A 14,952-nucleotide genomic window follows, 5' to 3' on the forward strand; every position below is an offset into this window, starting at 1 on the left:
CCGTCTCGGTCTCCAATGCTTTGAAAACCTGTTCGACCGTCGCATTATCCGGTAGGACGGACTTGCTGGACACATCAGATCCGTCCTACCGTATTCCTTGTGAAGACTTCTGCACCACCGCCTATAACAAAAGGGTGGAGTAGTTCATTACGGAGGACTGTCGGCGCGGCCACGAGACTTACAACATTTCCACTCAAATATTCGGTGAGGTGAGCCACCATGAACGATACAGCCAACGCGAACAAGAACACAGTCGCGTGCCCGACTTGTGACTCACCGAATACCGTCCAGATTGCCGCGCGCGGGCTTCAGTATCACTGCCGAGACTGTAGCAATGAGTTCGACCCCAGCGCTGGGCCGATGGCCATTAAACTAGTGTGAAAACACCATGCGCGACACACCCGACGATATGACCGCGACGGTTGCCTGTCCCAGCTGTGAATCCGAGAACGTCGAGACCCTCCCCGCCGCAGGCGCGGACGGGGATTCGGAGTATCGCTGTCTCAACTGTGAGACCGAGTTCAACATCGGGGGCGGTGAGCCGCCGCTGGCCGATTCCGACGACCCTCACGCGCCGTAGCTGACGACACTTCAGCACTCTATTCCCACGGATCGCTGACTGCACCACAATCGCATATACCATCGCGTAACTGCGCTTCGGGGCTCGCTACCATACCCCCGCTACGGCGTAGGTGGGAAAGTATGAAGCACAGATCGCTGACTGCGACCAGTAGACGGAGATCTGATTTCTCGACGAACCACACGCACTTTCGAATCAACCTTTTTCGAGGAGATCATCAATAAACCGAAAGCCGTTGACGAACGTCACAGCGTCGTCGTACCCCTCACTTGCGAGGATAGTCTCTGCCCCTTCACCGGCAGCGATATCGGTCGTGTAGATGTAGGCATGGGCCGTCTTCCCCGAGCTGAGCGCTTGTACAGCAAGCGCGCCGAGCGCTGGGTCAGCACGTTCGATTTCGTCGGCCGACCGTTCGTCGGCGTTTGCGATGTAGCGCTGGATGCCGTCCATCGTCTTCGAAACTATTGGATTCGTATACTCCAGCGGATCGGCAACGCGAACCCAGCCGTCGTCGATGGCGACATCGATTGGAATCGCTTCCGTTTCGTCGATCTCTTCATCTTCAGTTCCAATCAATTCCCCGTAGATACGTCTTGGGACGAGAAAGGTGATCTCGTTGCGCTTGGCGAAGGTCCGAACTCGCTGATAGCGTTCGTTCGATGAATCTCCGAGTGCGACGAAAAAGCCCGTGTCCGCAATGTGAATCGCACTCACACATCAAGATTTTCGGCGTCAACTACGTCCGCCAGTGACGCACCGGAGTTTTCGAGCGAGAAATGCTCGCGAACGATCGGTCGAAGCGCCTGAAGAATCACTTCGGCTTCGAGTTCGGTAATACCCAGATCGTCGGCCACGAGGCGATGGGTTGTCTCGCCCTGTTCACGAGCGATAGTGTGGGTGAGCGCGGTTGCGAGGCCGTGCACGCCGTGACGGTCGATATACGAATCGATGGTGTCGTCAGTCGCCCGTCGGGCGACTGCAGCGACGAGAGCGGGTGATATAGTGTACTCGCGATCACCGTCAATAGTCAGGGTGAGGTCGATCTCGACGGCTGCGTACCGCTGGGGAGAGGTGTCTATAGTAGAGGCGAGGACGCCAGTATCGGTAAGCTGGTTTACGTAGGTGTAGGCAGTTCCCTGTGGGAGATCGAGCGCGTCGATAAGCTCACCGACGGTCGCCTCACCCTCGTGGTAGAGATAGGTATAGATGCGGGCAAGTTGAGGCTGTTCAAGGAGGTCGGCAATCGAGAGGAAGTCCCGAACGATTTCTCCTTCCTGCGATGAAGCGGTTTGTGACATGGGTGAGTTCCGTGTTTACAGATTATATACAATCTGGAATAAGCCTGTCGGTTGGCTGAGTTTCGATAAACCACTATATAGTGTATAATCGCTAATGCTGGGCTTGAACCGTCTGAGATGGCTGGAATCGGCGGAATTAGCGATTTTGGTGTTTACTCGTGCTTAGTCCAATAAGCACACGTAGATTTATCCGAAGTCCCGCCCTCTGCCACAGCGAACACAATGCCACGACTCGGAATCACGGTTACTCGTCCCGAAAACAGTGATCGAACCAGCGAACGCAGCGGAGGCGCGTAGCGTGGTGCGCGTCGATGCAGTCATCGGGGATTTCCTGACAGACAAAGGCAAAGGAAAGGGCGGCGAGAGCGGCAACTATCGGGAGGACGCGAGTCGAGAGCTCGACCGATTCGTCGGCTTCCTCACCGGCCACGCAGCCAGTCCGACATCATTCGACGAGTTGGACTCGGGCCACCTTCGCGAGTACGCCCGTCACCTCACCCGTCAAGGCTGGACCGCAGGCACAGTACGCACCTACTACGCGTATATCTCGGCGTTCTGCGGCTGGGCCGTCCGTGAGGGACATCTCGCCGAGAACGTCGCTCAGCGGCGCAACGCCACCGAACCCATTCCCGACGACGGTAGCCACAAGAGCGGCGATCAGCAAGCGTGGTCCGCCGAGGACCGCCAGCAGCTCACCGCGTTTGTCGACGAACAGGCCAGCACTGCAATCGACGACATCGGTGAGGATCAAGAAGCCGCGATCAAAGCCTGTCGTGACCGCGCTCTGGTCTACTTCCTCTCGTACTCCGGCGTGCGAGGTGCAGAGATACTACGAGATCGGAGTGACGAGCGACGTCAGGGGCTTCGCTGGGACGACGTCCATCTCGAAGACCGCTACGCGACAGTGTTCGCCAAAAAGCAGCGTCTCGACGACCGAGGTCTTCCCAGTCCGGTGATTCACCCGCTCCAGATGTATCGGAAAGTCCTCGACGCACCCAGCGAGAGCTGGCCAGTCTTTCCCTCGTTTCATCGTCCAACGCTCTCGAAGCGGGTGATGGACGAGCTGGATCGGCGTGGCTACACCGACACAGAGATCGAAGAAATGCGCGCCGACCGCTCGTTGATCGAAGTCTGTATTCAGTACGACATCGAACCGCCGTCGATAACGACCGACGCAGGACGACAGATCCTCAAGCGCCTCTGTGAGGAAGCGGGTATCAAACTCGACGAAGACGAAGAATACCTGATGCCTCATGGTGCCCGGCGCGGTGCTGGCGAGGTTCTCGTCCGTACGTCAGGGCACGCGGCCGCCGCCCGTGCGCTTGATAACTCCGAGGAAGTCGTCCGCGAGCACTACTCGCACATCGAAGCCGGCGAACTCGCCGACCAGATGACCAGCGCGTTCCAAGAAGCGGATCAGCAAGATGAATCCGGCGAGTGAGGATGCGTCTGGCTACTCCTGCAATTAGACGATTGTTTCGTTGGCTACCTTCTCAACCTCGGCTTCGAGCCGACCGGTGGCCACCAGCTCCGTCGCGATCTCGATATCGCCGTGGAGCGGCCGATCCGCATCGAGCGGCGGCACGTGTTCGCGGATCGCGTCATAGGCTGCGCCGGTGCCCGCTCCGGGATCGAGATCGTCGTCGACGAACTCCATCGCCTGCGCGCCACAGAGCAGTTCGACACCCACCACCGTCAGCGTGTTTTCGACCGCAGTGCGGGCGTTAAGCGCGCTCTGGGCGCTCATGCTCACGTGGTCCTCCTGGCCGCCGCTCACGGGCGTGTTGTCCGTCGAGGGCGACCCCAACGAACGGTTCTCGTTGACGAGCGCGGCGGCGCTGTACTGGGCGATCATGTAGCCCGATTGAACGCCGCTGTCTGGCGTGAGGAAGGGCGGGAGATGCTCCTCCTGGAGATTCGGATTGAGCAGCCGGTCGACCCGGCGCTCGGCGATGGCGGCGAGGTCGGCGAGCGCGTTCGTGGCGTAATCCAGCCGCAGCGCGAGCGGTGCCCCGTGGAAGTTGCCGCCCGAGAGCACGCCCACATTCTCGGTACCGCTCGCACGGTCGTCGACGGATTCGCCTGCGAAGACAAGTGGATTGTCGGTCGCGCTATTCAATTCAGTTTCGACGGCCTCACGCAGGTGGGAAACCGCGTCGCGCGCCGCGCCGTGGACCTGCGGGAGACAGCGGATCGAGTAGGCGTCCTGGACGCGATCGCAGTTGCGATGGGACTCGACGATTTCCGAATCGACGGTGAGCGTGCGGATGTTGCGCGCGCTCGCGGCCTGTCCCGAGTGCGGGCGCACGTCCTGGATCGCCGGGTCACAGGCGGCGGTCGTCCCCATCGAGACCTCGGTCGTGAGCGCGCCGGCGATGTCCGCGCCCCTGAGCGCGCGCTCGGTGTCGACGACACAGAGCGCGCCCAGTCCCACAGTGAGTTGGGTGCCGTTGATGAGAGCCAGCCCCTCCTTCGCGGCGAGCGAGAGCGGTTCGAGGCCGGCCTGCGCGAGCGCCGCCTCGCCGTCGAGTCGCTTACTGTCGACTTCTGCTTCACCCTCACCAAGCAACACGAGTGCTTGGTGGGCCAGCGGCGCGAGATCGCCGCTCGCGCCGAGGCTACCGCGGGACTTGACGACCGGGTGAACGCCTCGATTGAGCATCGTCACGAGGTGGTCGACGACGACCTCGCGGATGCCCGAGTAGCCCTTCACGAGTGCGTTGATCCGTGTGAGCATCATCGCACGCACTTCCTCTCGTTCGAGTTCGCGGCCCACGCCGGAGGCGTGACTCCGAACGAGGTTGGTCTGGAGACGCCCACGATCACCCTCTGGGATGCGTTCGGTCACGAGCTGTCCGAACCCGGTGTTCAGCCCGTAGACCGCCTCGTCGCTGTCGAGGACTTCCTCGACGCGCGCTCTGGACTCTCTGACGGCCTCGCGCGCGGAATCGGCGATAGCCACCGGGTGGCCGTCGCGGGCAACGGCGGCCACGTCCTCGGGAGTGAGCGATTCGCCGTCGAGGACGAGCGGCTCGCGGTCGCTCATCGCCCCCCTCCATCGACTGGTTCGCCGCCCTTAAGCACCGTCTCGACGGTGTTCACGCCGAAGTTGTATGGGACATGGATGTGCGAGGGCGCGTCGATGATCGCCACATCGGCGGGCATCCCCTCGCGGAGCGTGCCCGTCTCGCCAGCACGGTCGAGCGCGCGTGCACCGCCGTGGGTGCCGGCGACGAGCGCCTCGGCGGGCGTCATCCCCATCCCGACGCAGGCGAGCGCGATGGCGAAACCCATGCTCTGTGAGTGACAGTTCGGGTTGAAGTCGGTGGCGACGGCAACCGTCCCGCCGTCGTCGAGAAACGCCCGCGCGTCGGCATAGTCCGCGCCGAGCGAGAAGGCCGTCCCGGGAAGGAGGACGGGCGTGACGCCCGCCTCGGCGAGCGCCGTGCGGTCGTCCTCGTTCGCGTGGAGGAGGTGGTCGGCGCTCGCCGCGCCCATCTCGGCCGCGAGCTGCGCGCCGCCGAGCCGGACGAACTCCTCGGCGTGGACTTTGGGCGTGAGTCCGTGCTCCATCCCGGCGTCGAGCACTCGTCGGGACTGCTCGACCGAGAAGACGTCCTCCTCACAGAACACGTCACAGAACTCCGCGGTGCCCTGCTCGGCGACCTCGGGGAGCTGCTCGCCGATCATCCGGTCGGTATACGCCTCGGCATCGCTCTCCTTGGGCACGGCGTGTGCGCCCATGAACGTCGGCACGACGTCGATCGGATGCTGTTCGTCGGCCCGCTGGATCACATCGAGCATCCGCAGTTCGGTCTTAGTGTCGAGACCGTACCCGGATTTGATCTCGACGGTCGTGGTTCCGTGGGCGAGCATCGTGTCGAGATGGGGGAGCAGGTTTGCGAGGAGGTCGTCGTCGCTCGCCTCGCGGACGGCGCGCACGGTTCTGAGAATGCCGCCGCCCTCGGCGAGGATGTCCTGATAGTTCTCGCCGCCGAGCTTTGCCGCGAACTCGTCCGAACGGTCGCCAGCGAACAGGCCATGCGTGTGGGAATCGACGAATCCCGGGATCACGCTCTGGCCGTCCGCGTTGATCGCGTGCGTGGCGTTCTCCACGGGATACTCGTCGGTGATCTCCTCAGTCGGACCGACCGCGGCCACGCGGCCGTCCGTGACGGCGAGGGCAGCATCCTCGTGTTTTTCGAGCGGTGCGTCCGTTCCGGGTCCGACGACAATTTCGCTCGCGTCGTGGACCACAGTCGTGAGTTCAGTCATGATGGGTTTCCAGTGTAGCTACTCAGAAAATGGGCGATCGCCCGCGCGCCCGCTGCGGCGGTTCGCCCATCGATGTCGAGCGACGGCGCACACTCGACGATCTCGAAGCCAGCCACACGGTCGTCGGCCGCGCCCGCCCGAAGCATTCGAAACAGTTCGCGCGTCGAAACACCGCCGGGAGTGGGTGCGCTCACGCCCGGCGCGGCTGTCGCGTCGAGCACGTCGAGGTCCACGCTGACGTAGACCGCATCGACCTCGTCCATCGCGTCGAGCGCGCGCTCGACAGCCGCCACGGGACCATCGGTACCGACGGCCTCGCTCGGGACGACCTCACCGTCCTGTTCGTCGACGTACTCGGCATACGCCGTCGAGGTTTCGAAATGGCGCGCGCCGACGCAGGCATAGGCGTCGAGCCCCGCCTCGTGAAGCTGTCGGTAGGGCGTCCCGCTGGTCGGTTCGCCGCGCACCTCGCGGCAGTCGAGATGCGCGTCGAAGTTGATGACGCCGAGCGAGTCGCCGAGCAGCGGTGCAGCGTTCGGATACGTGAGCGAGTTGTCGCCACCGAGAAAGACCGGCAGCGCGTCGCTGGCGTGAATTTCGTGGGTGATCTCGCGGACGGCCTCCTGTACCGTACTGACGTCGCCATCGGGAATCTCGACGTCGCCACAGTCGCCGACCGATGCGACGGGTCCCGCATCGAAGTGATGGGTTTTGACCCCGGCGAGCGCGTCGCGGAGCGCTGCCGGTCCCTCGCGCGCGCCGCGCCGGCCGATCACCGCGCCGTCATAGGGTTCGCCAACGAGAACGGCGTCGAATTCGCTGGCATGGTCGATGGTCGCCGGTTCGACGATATCGCCGAACTGCTCGTCGTTCGGGTCCCCAGAGAGACCGTCCCATGCCGGCGGTTCGTCGAGGCTCATTGTCGGTCTCGCATCGGCACGGGCACGTCGGACTGGTCGGCCTCGTCGATGGCGTCGTCGTAGCCCGCATCGGCGTGGCGGATCACGCCCATGCCGGGATCGGTCGTGAACACGCGCCGGGCCTTTTCGGCGGCGAGGTCCGAGCCATCGAGCACGACGTGGTTGTTCGCATGGAGCGCGTTGCCGATGCCGACGCCGCCGCCGTCGTGGACGCTCACGATGTCCGCGCCCGCCGCGCAGTTCAGGAGGGCGTTCAGAATGGGCCAGTCGGCCACCGCGTCGGTGCCGTCCTTCATGGCCTCGGTCTCGCGGTGCGGGCTGGCGACGCTGCCCGCATCGAGATGGTCGCGCGTGACGACGATGGGTGCCGAAATCTCGCCGTCGGCGACCAACTCGTTGATCCGGAGCGCGAAGCGTGCGCGTTCGGTCAATCCATCATCATCGGTTTCGTAGCCGAGCCAACAGACCCGCGAGGGCAGGCCCTGAAAGGAGACCTGCTCCTGTGCGAGATCGATCCAGCGGGTGAGCGAGTCGTTCTCGGGGAACAACTCTGTGACCGCCTCGTCGGTGCGGTGGATGTCCGCGGGATCGCCCGACAGCGCCGCCCAGCGGAACGGCCCGCGGCCGCGACAGAACATCGGCCGGATGTAGGCCGGCACGAACCCGGGGAAGTCGAACGCATCTTCGCGCCCCCGGTGATCCTCGACCTGCCCGCGGAGGTTGTTGCCGTACTCGAAGGCGACCGCGCCGCGATCCTGAAGTTCGAGGATGGCGTCGACGTGGCGCTCCATCGTGTCGAGGCTCTCCTCGACGTAGCGCTCGGGGTCCGACTCTCGAAGTTCGTCGGCTTCGTCGACCGTGTAGCCGCTCGGGTAGTAGCCTTTGAGTTCGTCGTGGGCGCTCGTCTGGTCGGTCACGATGTCGGGGACGAAATCGCGCTCGGCCATCGCTTCGAGCATGTCCGCGACGTTCATCTCGACCGCGACGCTGTACGGTTCGCCCGCTTCGGCCGCTTCCTCAGCGTTGTCGAGCGCCTCGTCGAGATCATCGGCGCGCTCCATCAGGTAGTCCGTGTCGAGTCGGCGCTCGATCCGGTGGGCGTCGACCTCGGCAGCGATACAGACCCCACGGTTCATCGTCACTGCGAGCGGCTGTGCGCCGCTCATCCCGCCGAGACCCCCGGTGGCGACGATTTTTCCTTCGAGGTCGTCGTCGTATTCCTGACGACCGAGTTCGGCCAGCGTCTCGTAGGTGCCCTGGATGATGCCCTGCGTGCCGATGTACGCCCACGAGCCGGCGGTCATCTGGCCGTACATGATCTTCCCCTCGGCTTCGAGTTCGTGGAAATGTTCCCAGCTGTCCCATTTTCCCACTAAATTCGAGTTCGCAATCAGCACACGGGGCGCGCGCTCGTGGGTCGGGAACCGGCCGACGGGCTGGCCCGACTGCACGAGCAGGGTTTCCTCGCCGCCGAGATCGCGCAGCTCGGCGAGGATCGCGTCGTAGGCGTCCCAACTCCGGGCTGCCCTGCCAGTTCCTCCATAGACTACGAGCTCTTCGGGTTTTTCGGCCACTTCGGGATCGAGGTTGTTGTTGAGCATCCGGAGGGCGGCCTCCTGCCGCCACCCCTCGCATTCGATGTCGGTGCCCGTGGGCGCACCCTGATACTCGCGCCACTCGGCCGACGGCTCGCCGATGCCGGTATTGGTTGGTGCGGGTTCTTGTTCGCTCATCAGTGAGACATATGGAAGCAATTCAAAATACTGTACCACCTCCACTTGGAATGTGTCTTATTAGTGCGGGGGTGTTTTCAGGGATATGCACGAGGCCACATTTCGAATCGAAGGCGATGGAACATATGCCGCTGTGACAGCTGGAAATGATGCCTCAGTTGAACTATGGTGCAATGATCATTGCGATCTTTTGCACGTTTCAAATGGAGCGACTGGCGAAATACTTGAACATGTTCGCGATCAGGTTGGTGTTCAGGATCTTCTTCAACAATCAACAGAGATAACCATCATCACTTCTGAGTGTATTCAGAAAACCAGGGATGATTATATAGAGAAATATCTTACACGCCACAACTGTTTACTTCTCCCCCCACTACGGTATGCCGATGGTGCAAGATTCTGCCGAGTACTAGCGCTTGACCCGGCAGCACTTACGGAATTCTACCGAAACCTTACTGAAGACGGATTTAGAGTAGATGTTGAGAGTAAACATGAAATAAATTCCATCAGACACAATTCGCCGCTTCTAACGCTTGATAGTGTGCTTCCTGAGCTCACATCACGTCAGCGTGAAACTCTTGTTGCCGCCCATGATCACGGGTATTACGAAATCCCGCGAAAAACGACGACGACAGAGATCGCCAGCGAAGTCGGTGTTGAGAGACGCACCGCGGAAGAACATCTTCGTCGAGCAGAAAATAAATTTATTGACTCCATGATGGCGCATATTAGTTGACTAAATGACATCCTCAGCTTTGCACGTTAGCCTCGGCTGTTGAGTGAACGAAGAGGTGGTCGATCTCGTTCATGAGGTCATTGACACTGCGTCCATTGTTGTCTCGAACCCACGAGAGGAGGTTGTACACGGCTTCTTTCAGAGAATGTTCGAGGTTCGCTCGAAGCGATCCACCTCGACCTTGCCTCGTATGCCCACGACGATCCATTCCCGGACTGGCACGACTCGAAGCCGTTCAAGCCAATGTTTCGGGCGCTTCTACTGGGCGAACTCGAAGATGCGTCCGATGCCGCCGGTGCATCGGACGCTCGACGAGGAACCTGACGTGGCTGCCGACCTTGGATTCGATCCTGACTTGGACCGACCAGTTACAGTCGCTCGTGGAGTAAGCCGTGGAACTGTTCGATTTTCTTGACCGGAACCGGTTTTGTGAAATAGCTAACGCCGACAAAGATTGCGACGTTGATGATTAATGCGAGGAAGATACCTCGGATTCCCATCGGTGCGAGGGGGTTCGCGACGACTCCTAGCTCCCAAACGAAGATTAGGGGGATCCCTACGAGAGGTGCGAGAATCGCCGCCTCATTGGATGCACGAGGCCATGCTACCGCACCGAACGTGAGCGGGAGGAGCTGCACGGTGAAGCCGGCGGCGAAAACAGCCAGAGGAACGATCAGTCCCTCGTAGAACAGCGCAGCGCTCGTGGCGATAGCGGCAAGTCCGAGTATCAGCACATAATTGAGGTTCAGCTCTTTGTCGTCGTCCATGTCTTCCACCAAGATAGCACGGACGAAATCCTTCCCAAATGTAACAGAAAACGCGTGCATGTAGGAGTCACTCGTAGAGACGATAGCGGCAAGGATGCCGACGAGGAACAGAACGGCAATCGGGATGGGAAGTATCTCGAACGCAAGGAATGACGAAACGAAGTCTGGGTTTGCGATATCTGGGAAGATAATTTTTCCGTACAGCCCCATCAAGAGGAGACTCATGTCGATAATGAGGAACAAAACGAGCAATCCGATTGCTATACTGGCGAAATTCTCCTTTTTGTTCGATCCGTAAAATCGGAACCACGCCGCCGGAGCCATCAACGAGAGGCCAACGAGTAATCCGATTCCTGTTCCGTAGACGTTCGTCGGTGGGTATGCTCCAACCGGTCCCGGGATAGTAAGCAGGTCTGGGTTGGTCTCGCTTATCCGCACGAACAATTCTTGGAGCCCACCAGCATGAAGGATTATTCCCGCGGAGAATGCTATAAACGCGATTATTTGGACGGCTCCGTTGAACGTGTCGAACCAGGCGATGCCCCGCACGCCCGTGAATATGACGTGGAGCGATACGATTCCCGTAATCAACAGTATCCCGATTTCGACGGAGAGTAGCCCTCCGGAAAGGACGAAGATCAGGATGCCACCTGCCGTGAACTGCGCGACGATGTAGGCCACACTGAAAACTACACTGATAAACACCGTGTAGAGCCGAACGGTGTCACTCTGGTAGTACTCTCCGAGCAGTTCACCGGGGGTACTGAAACCGTACTCGTTACCGAGGATCCAGATCCGTCGGCCCAAGTACCAAATTAGTATCGACGCCAGACAGAACCCGAGTATCACAGAAGTGATGAACCCAGCGCCAACGGTATATACCGTCCCTGGGAATCCCGCCATGCCGACACCGCTGGAAACGGAAGCGACCAGTGTAAACGTGACCACGACCCAACCTAACGTGCGTGAAGCGACCGAGAAATCCACGAGATCACCAGTGGATTTCTTTCTCGCAAAGTGAGAGGTGAGAAGGAATCCGACCACGTAAAGCCCGACAGTGACGAGGATAATCGGGAAATTCTCTCGAATGATATCCACGGTTTCCGGCGGGACGATCTGTAGCGGTGTGTTGACCATCTATGCGGCCTCCTCAGGCTTCTGACTGTCGGATTCAGTTGGTGTTCGTCGTTCTCCTTCCGACGCGGCTTTTTCGCGGAAGCGAATGTGAAGTAGACCCAAGATGAACGCACCGGCGATTAGCAGCGTCAGCACTACCAAAATTGGTATGTTCCCGATCAAAATCGCTTTCCTCCCAAGAGTCGCTATAGCTACGTAGAAGACGACCGGTATCGCGGTGAAATACGCGAATAATTGCCAGCCGTACCGATTTTTGGGCAAAATTGAATACTCCGGCAGGTCCGAGGCGTCAGGTCGTTCTTCATGAAGCCAGTCTTCGTTCCAAGCCATGATTTACAGTACCACGTTACCGCCTCGCTTGGAGTAAGTAGTGTTGGCATGTGGAGATGAGTTTATAAGCTACGTTTCTTGCGGGAGCTTGATCGTGTTCATTTCCTCGTATCCGTAACCGCTCCTAAATGTAATATTCGGCAACGCTATTTGCGATTTTGTTCTCAGCTCGTCGGAGGTGCTCTTCGACTGTTCGCCGGTCGATTCCGAACTGTTCCGCGATCTCGTCGGTCGTGGTGTCTCGAGGAATTTTATAGTAGCCGAGGTCACGAGCCTCGAGAAATACTTCCTGCTGACGTGATGATAGGTTCGGTAGTACCTCATCACGGGTTATTAGCGGGGAACTGTGATTGAAATCCTGGACTTCCTTTTTATTGATGATCTCGACATGATAGTCGTCGCTAAGTGCCTGAAAGAGATCGGTCAGACTCTTCGAATCGAGTGCCACGACGCGAGAGAATTTTGCACCATCGCGGTATCGAAGGGGAGGTAACAAAAGACAGTTATGGCTATTTAAGTGTTCTATGACACTATCGTCCGTGATTTCTATCAGGCATTCTCCTGTAATGATCAGGAGTTCATTTGTTGTTTCCAATGATTGTTGGATACCAACGATTTCTTCAATTTCTTCGCGAATTAGGTCACGATCGTCTCCACGTACACGGAGTAAATCGCAGTGGTTGTTGCACCAGACCTCAAAAGATACGTTCCGCCGATGAGTCGTCTCCGTGTACTGACCGCCTTCTGCCAACCTGAACGTCACTTCATACATGATATCGTATAACATAGGTCATCTAGCCACCAAAACCTTTGGTTCACTAACCGTGGTTAGTGCTACTTCGGCGGTTGCCGCTGAACGAGTCGTATGGTCTACCTCGAAGTTGGTGCAACCCTGTCCCGTTTCGACTATTTAAATCCGGCGTGAGCCCGTCACGTCTGGATTGATGGCAAGCACGGTCGAATCCCAAACGAGGCGGTCACCGAAGCCAGCAGTCCCTGACGAGTCTCACCGATCACCGACTACCGCGAGTGAATTCTACTCGCTGCTCGACGCCGTCGACAGCGAGTCGACTGCTGAACAGTTTGATATCGGTACCTACAACGAGAAACACGACTTCGACAACCATCTCAGGATTGGTGCTTTCGAGGGAATCAATCGCTCTGATTCGCTGGCTGAACTCGCCGAGAAAACCGATACTCACGATCAGATGGCGTACATGGCCGCCTCAACCTTCTCGCGGCGGACGAACGACCGCGACTACCGCGCGGTCGTTCGTGTGCTGTTCGAGCTCCTTCACACTCCGCAGCTGTATCACCAGCGTGGCGTTCAGCGCAAGCGTCTGGAGCAGATTGACCGTGCCATCGTCGCAACCGACGCAACCAATCTCACGCTCACCAGATCGGTTGCTATTCCGAGCGAAGTCCACGATGACGAGGTTCTGCACGAAATTCAACCAGCTGACGGTGGACTCAAGCTCAATCTGGCCGCACGCGTCGACGGCGAGTACAAACATCCGCTCGGTGTGACCGTCACAGCGGGTGACACGCGTGAACCGACACAGTTCGACCACCTCCAGAGCGACGTCGAGGTCTTTGCAGACCTCGACTCGCCGATCCGGGTCTTCGACCGTGGTTACCTCGATTACGACCGTTTCTGTGCGATGAAGCGACGTGACGAAGATTTCGTCACGTTGCTTCGATCAGACGCCCGAGTCGACGTCTTGGAGCGCGTCCAAGACGTCGAGATCACCGATGAAGCAGGGACACGAAGCATGTCTGATCAGCGGATCGAACTTGCCGAGACTGACGAGGAATTTCGGCGAATCGTGGTTGAAGACGTTGAGGGCGAAGAGATCCAATACCTGACGACGTTGTCTCCGGCAGAGTATGATCCGGTGGACGTGGTGCGCATCTACACGCTGCGGACCCTGATCGAGATTCTGTTCCGTGAGCTGAAACAGTACACCAACGTCGAGAATTTCCACTCAAAATCGCTGAACGGCGTGTTGTTCGAGTTGTTCTGTACGCTGATCGGGTACGTGCTGATGGAGTGGTTCCGGCACTGCCACCCGCTGCGGGGTGGCGTGCCGGAAGCGATCCGGAAGCTCCGGACACGCTGGAACCAGTCGCTGCCCTCGTACGGTTGAGTCCGATTTTGGGGCGGGATCGCCGCCGCCATGAGCGGCGGCTCTCCCGAAACTGATTCTCTGACTCGATTAGCAGGTAAAATTCCGGGGTCAAGCTGAATGGAGCACCTCGTTTTGTCAATCAGTTCGTACGGGCTGATTCACACCGCCTGTTCTTGTCGCCTTCCGCACCTTGCTCGCTCGGTATCCTTATCAACTCGAAACGGGACAGGTGCAACCATCCGATTTTGCGGGTGCAAGCGGTGGTGACTTCAATCAGCCATGAAAAGACACGTGGGGGACACTTCGATTTTGACCATGCCAAACTCCCCGAAAATCAGGCTTGTGACCGGTACGGCACCGGTCGTGAATCAGCTCGAAACGGCAACCATGCTCAACCGTCGAAGTAGTATTAGTCTCGGTTAGCATCAATACGAACGTTTACCCCTTGAGGGCGTCATAGAAAGCGTCACACACGAGGACGCAGGGAGTGGAAACTGTGTCTACGAGCTCCCAAACCCTGCAAGAGGCAGATTCTATCCACGAGCTCTTCAATCTCGTGGCTACAGAGACACTCGCACTGTTCGAGCATCTTGAGTTTGAGTTTCTCAACGAATACGATGTGTTCGCCCCCGCCCGCCGGGGGCGAACACGAGACCACGAGCCACCCGAACTCTTCCGTGGCTTCTTGCACTGCTACTACAAGGACATCTACGGGGTTCGCCCAGTCGCCCGAGAACTCCAGAATACGCTGGTCTGGCTCGGATGTGGCTTCGATCGACCGCCGTCGAGAGACGCGGTCGATCGGTTCCTCACCGACCTCGAACAGTCGTTGACGATGTGTTCGACCGCCTCGTCGAACAGGCCGCCGTCCGCGGCCTGCTCGACATGGCCTACCGAATCGACTCCACGGACGTACGCGCGATGCTGTCCGATCCAGATGCGTCGAAATGCTACGATTCGACCGCTGAGGACTATTACGGCTACGGCTGTACGATCGTTTCGACCGGATCGAAGATTCCGATTGCCGCAGAGTTCACCGAGAGCAAG

Annotated in this window: 14 protein-coding genes and 2 pseudogenes; 6 read left to right on the forward strand and 10 right to left on the reverse strand. The window is 59.3% G+C overall.

The genetic code is table 11. From position 1 onward, the window contains the following. Window positions 1–219 precede the first annotated feature (219 nt). Window positions 220–381 (forward strand): PaaD-like zinc ribbon domain-containing protein, encoded by a 162-nt coding sequence (locus ACQUQO_RS16655; protein WP_435079548.1) that lies wholly within the window; start codon window positions 220–222, stop codon window positions 379–381. A gap of 7 nt (window positions 382–388) precedes the next feature. Continuing rightward, window positions 389–580 (forward strand): hypothetical protein, encoded by a 192-nt coding sequence (locus tag ACQUQO_RS16660; protein ID WP_435079550.1) that lies wholly within the window; start codon window positions 389–391, stop codon window positions 578–580. 195 nt (window positions 581–775) lie between these two features. Here ACQUQO_RS16660 and ACQUQO_RS16665 read toward each other — a convergent pair whose 3' ends face one another. Together ACQUQO_RS16665 and ACQUQO_RS16670 are read right to left on the reverse strand one after the other, a co-directional pair. After that, entirely contained in the window at window positions 776–1,294 is a 519-nt protein-coding gene (locus ACQUQO_RS16665) for a hypothetical protein (protein WP_435079552.1), read from the reverse strand. Beyond that, window positions 1,291–1,878 carry a DUF7437 domain-containing protein gene (locus tag ACQUQO_RS16670; protein ID WP_435079554.1) on the reverse strand — a complete coding sequence of 196 codons (588 nt, stop codon included), beginning with the start codon at window positions 1,876–1,878 and terminating at the stop codon, window positions 1,291–1,293. Before ACQUQO_RS16670 ends, ACQUQO_RS16665 begins: the two co-directional genes overlap by 4 nt. 298 nt (window positions 1,879–2,176) lie before the next feature. Between ACQUQO_RS16670 and ACQUQO_RS16675 the strand changes: the two genes are divergently transcribed. Continuing rightward, window positions 2,177–3,319: a tyrosine-type recombinase/integrase gene (locus tag ACQUQO_RS16675; RefSeq protein WP_435079555.1), complete on the forward strand. Its 1,143-nt coding sequence runs from the start codon at window positions 2,177–2,179 to the stop codon at window positions 3,317–3,319. Between the two features lie 24 nt (window positions 3,320–3,343). Here the strand turns inward: ACQUQO_RS16675 and hutH are convergent, their stop codons facing one another. The 4 genes from hutH to hutU are packed head-to-tail and all read right to left on the reverse strand — an operon-like array spanning window position 3,344 to window position 8,806. Continuing rightward, window positions 3,344–4,924, reverse strand: a complete 1,581-nt coding sequence (hutH, locus tag ACQUQO_RS16680) for a histidine ammonia-lyase (protein WP_435079557.1) — start codon at window positions 4,922–4,924, stop codon at window positions 3,344–3,346. Next, a complete protein-coding gene (gene hutI, locus ACQUQO_RS16685; protein ID WP_435079559.1) occupies window positions 4,921–6,153 on the reverse strand; it encodes an imidazolonepropionase in 1,233 nt (410 codons plus the stop codon). The genes hutH and hutI overlap by 4 nt, the downstream gene beginning before the upstream one ends. Continuing rightward, window positions 6,150–7,073 (reverse strand): formimidoylglutamase, encoded by a 924-nt coding sequence (gene hutG, locus ACQUQO_RS16690; protein ID WP_435079561.1) that lies wholly within the window; start codon window positions 7,071–7,073, stop codon window positions 6,150–6,152. The genes hutI and hutG overlap by 4 nt, the downstream gene beginning before the upstream one ends. Next, the gene (gene hutU, locus ACQUQO_RS16695; protein WP_435079563.1) at window positions 7,070–8,806 is read right to left on the reverse strand and encodes a urocanate hydratase; all 1,737 of its coding nucleotides are present in this window, start codon (window positions 8,804–8,806) and stop codon (window positions 7,070–7,072) included. Before hutU ends, hutG begins: the two co-directional genes overlap by 4 nt. A gap of 85 nt (window positions 8,807–8,891) precedes the next feature. Here hutU and ACQUQO_RS16700 point away from each other — a divergent pair, with 85 nt between their 5' ends. Continuing rightward, window positions 8,892–9,542, forward strand: a complete 651-nt coding sequence (locus tag ACQUQO_RS16700) for a helix-turn-helix domain-containing protein (protein WP_435079565.1) — start codon at window positions 8,892–8,894, stop codon at window positions 9,540–9,542. 13 nt (window positions 9,543–9,555) lie between these two features. Here ACQUQO_RS16700 and ACQUQO_RS16705 read toward each other — a convergent pair. The 4 genes and pseudogenes from ACQUQO_RS16705 to ACQUQO_RS16720 form a co-directional block, all read right to left on the reverse strand. Continuing rightward, window positions 9,556–9,714: pseudogene (locus tag ACQUQO_RS16705) on the reverse strand (IS701 family transposase); the annotation flags it as partial. A gap of 196 nt (window positions 9,715–9,910) precedes the next feature. Further along, window positions 9,911–11,446 (reverse strand): sodium:solute symporter family protein, encoded by a 1,536-nt coding sequence (locus tag ACQUQO_RS16710; protein ID WP_435079566.1) that lies wholly within the window; start codon window positions 11,444–11,446, stop codon window positions 9,911–9,913. Next, on the reverse strand, window positions 11,447–11,776 hold the full coding sequence (locus tag ACQUQO_RS16715; RefSeq protein ID WP_435079568.1) for a hypothetical protein: 330 nt from the start codon (window positions 11,774–11,776) through the stop codon (window positions 11,447–11,449). Window positions 11,777–11,900: 124 nt separating this feature from the next. Beyond that, window positions 11,901–12,548: a helix-turn-helix domain-containing protein gene (locus ACQUQO_RS16720; protein WP_435079570.1), complete on the reverse strand. Its 648-nt coding sequence runs from the start codon at window positions 12,546–12,548 to the stop codon at window positions 11,901–11,903. Between the two features lie 172 nt (window positions 12,549–12,720). Here ACQUQO_RS16720 and ACQUQO_RS16725 point away from each other — a divergent pair, with 172 nt between their 5' ends. Together ACQUQO_RS16725 and ACQUQO_RS16730 are read left to right on the forward strand one after the other, a co-directional pair. After that, window positions 12,721–13,923 carry an IS4 family transposase gene (locus ACQUQO_RS16725; protein WP_435079572.1) on the forward strand — a complete coding sequence of 401 codons (1,203 nt, stop codon included), beginning with the start codon at window positions 12,721–12,723 and terminating at the stop codon, window positions 13,921–13,923. Between the two features lie 478 nt (window positions 13,924–14,401). Next, window positions 14,402–14,952, forward strand: a pseudogene (locus tag ACQUQO_RS16730) (IS5/IS1182 family transposase); the annotation flags it as partial.

The organism is Halococcus sp. AFM35 (genome assembly GCF_051195015.1).
Classification (GTDB): Archaea; Halobacteriota; Halobacteria; order Halobacteriales; family Halococcaceae; genus Halococcus.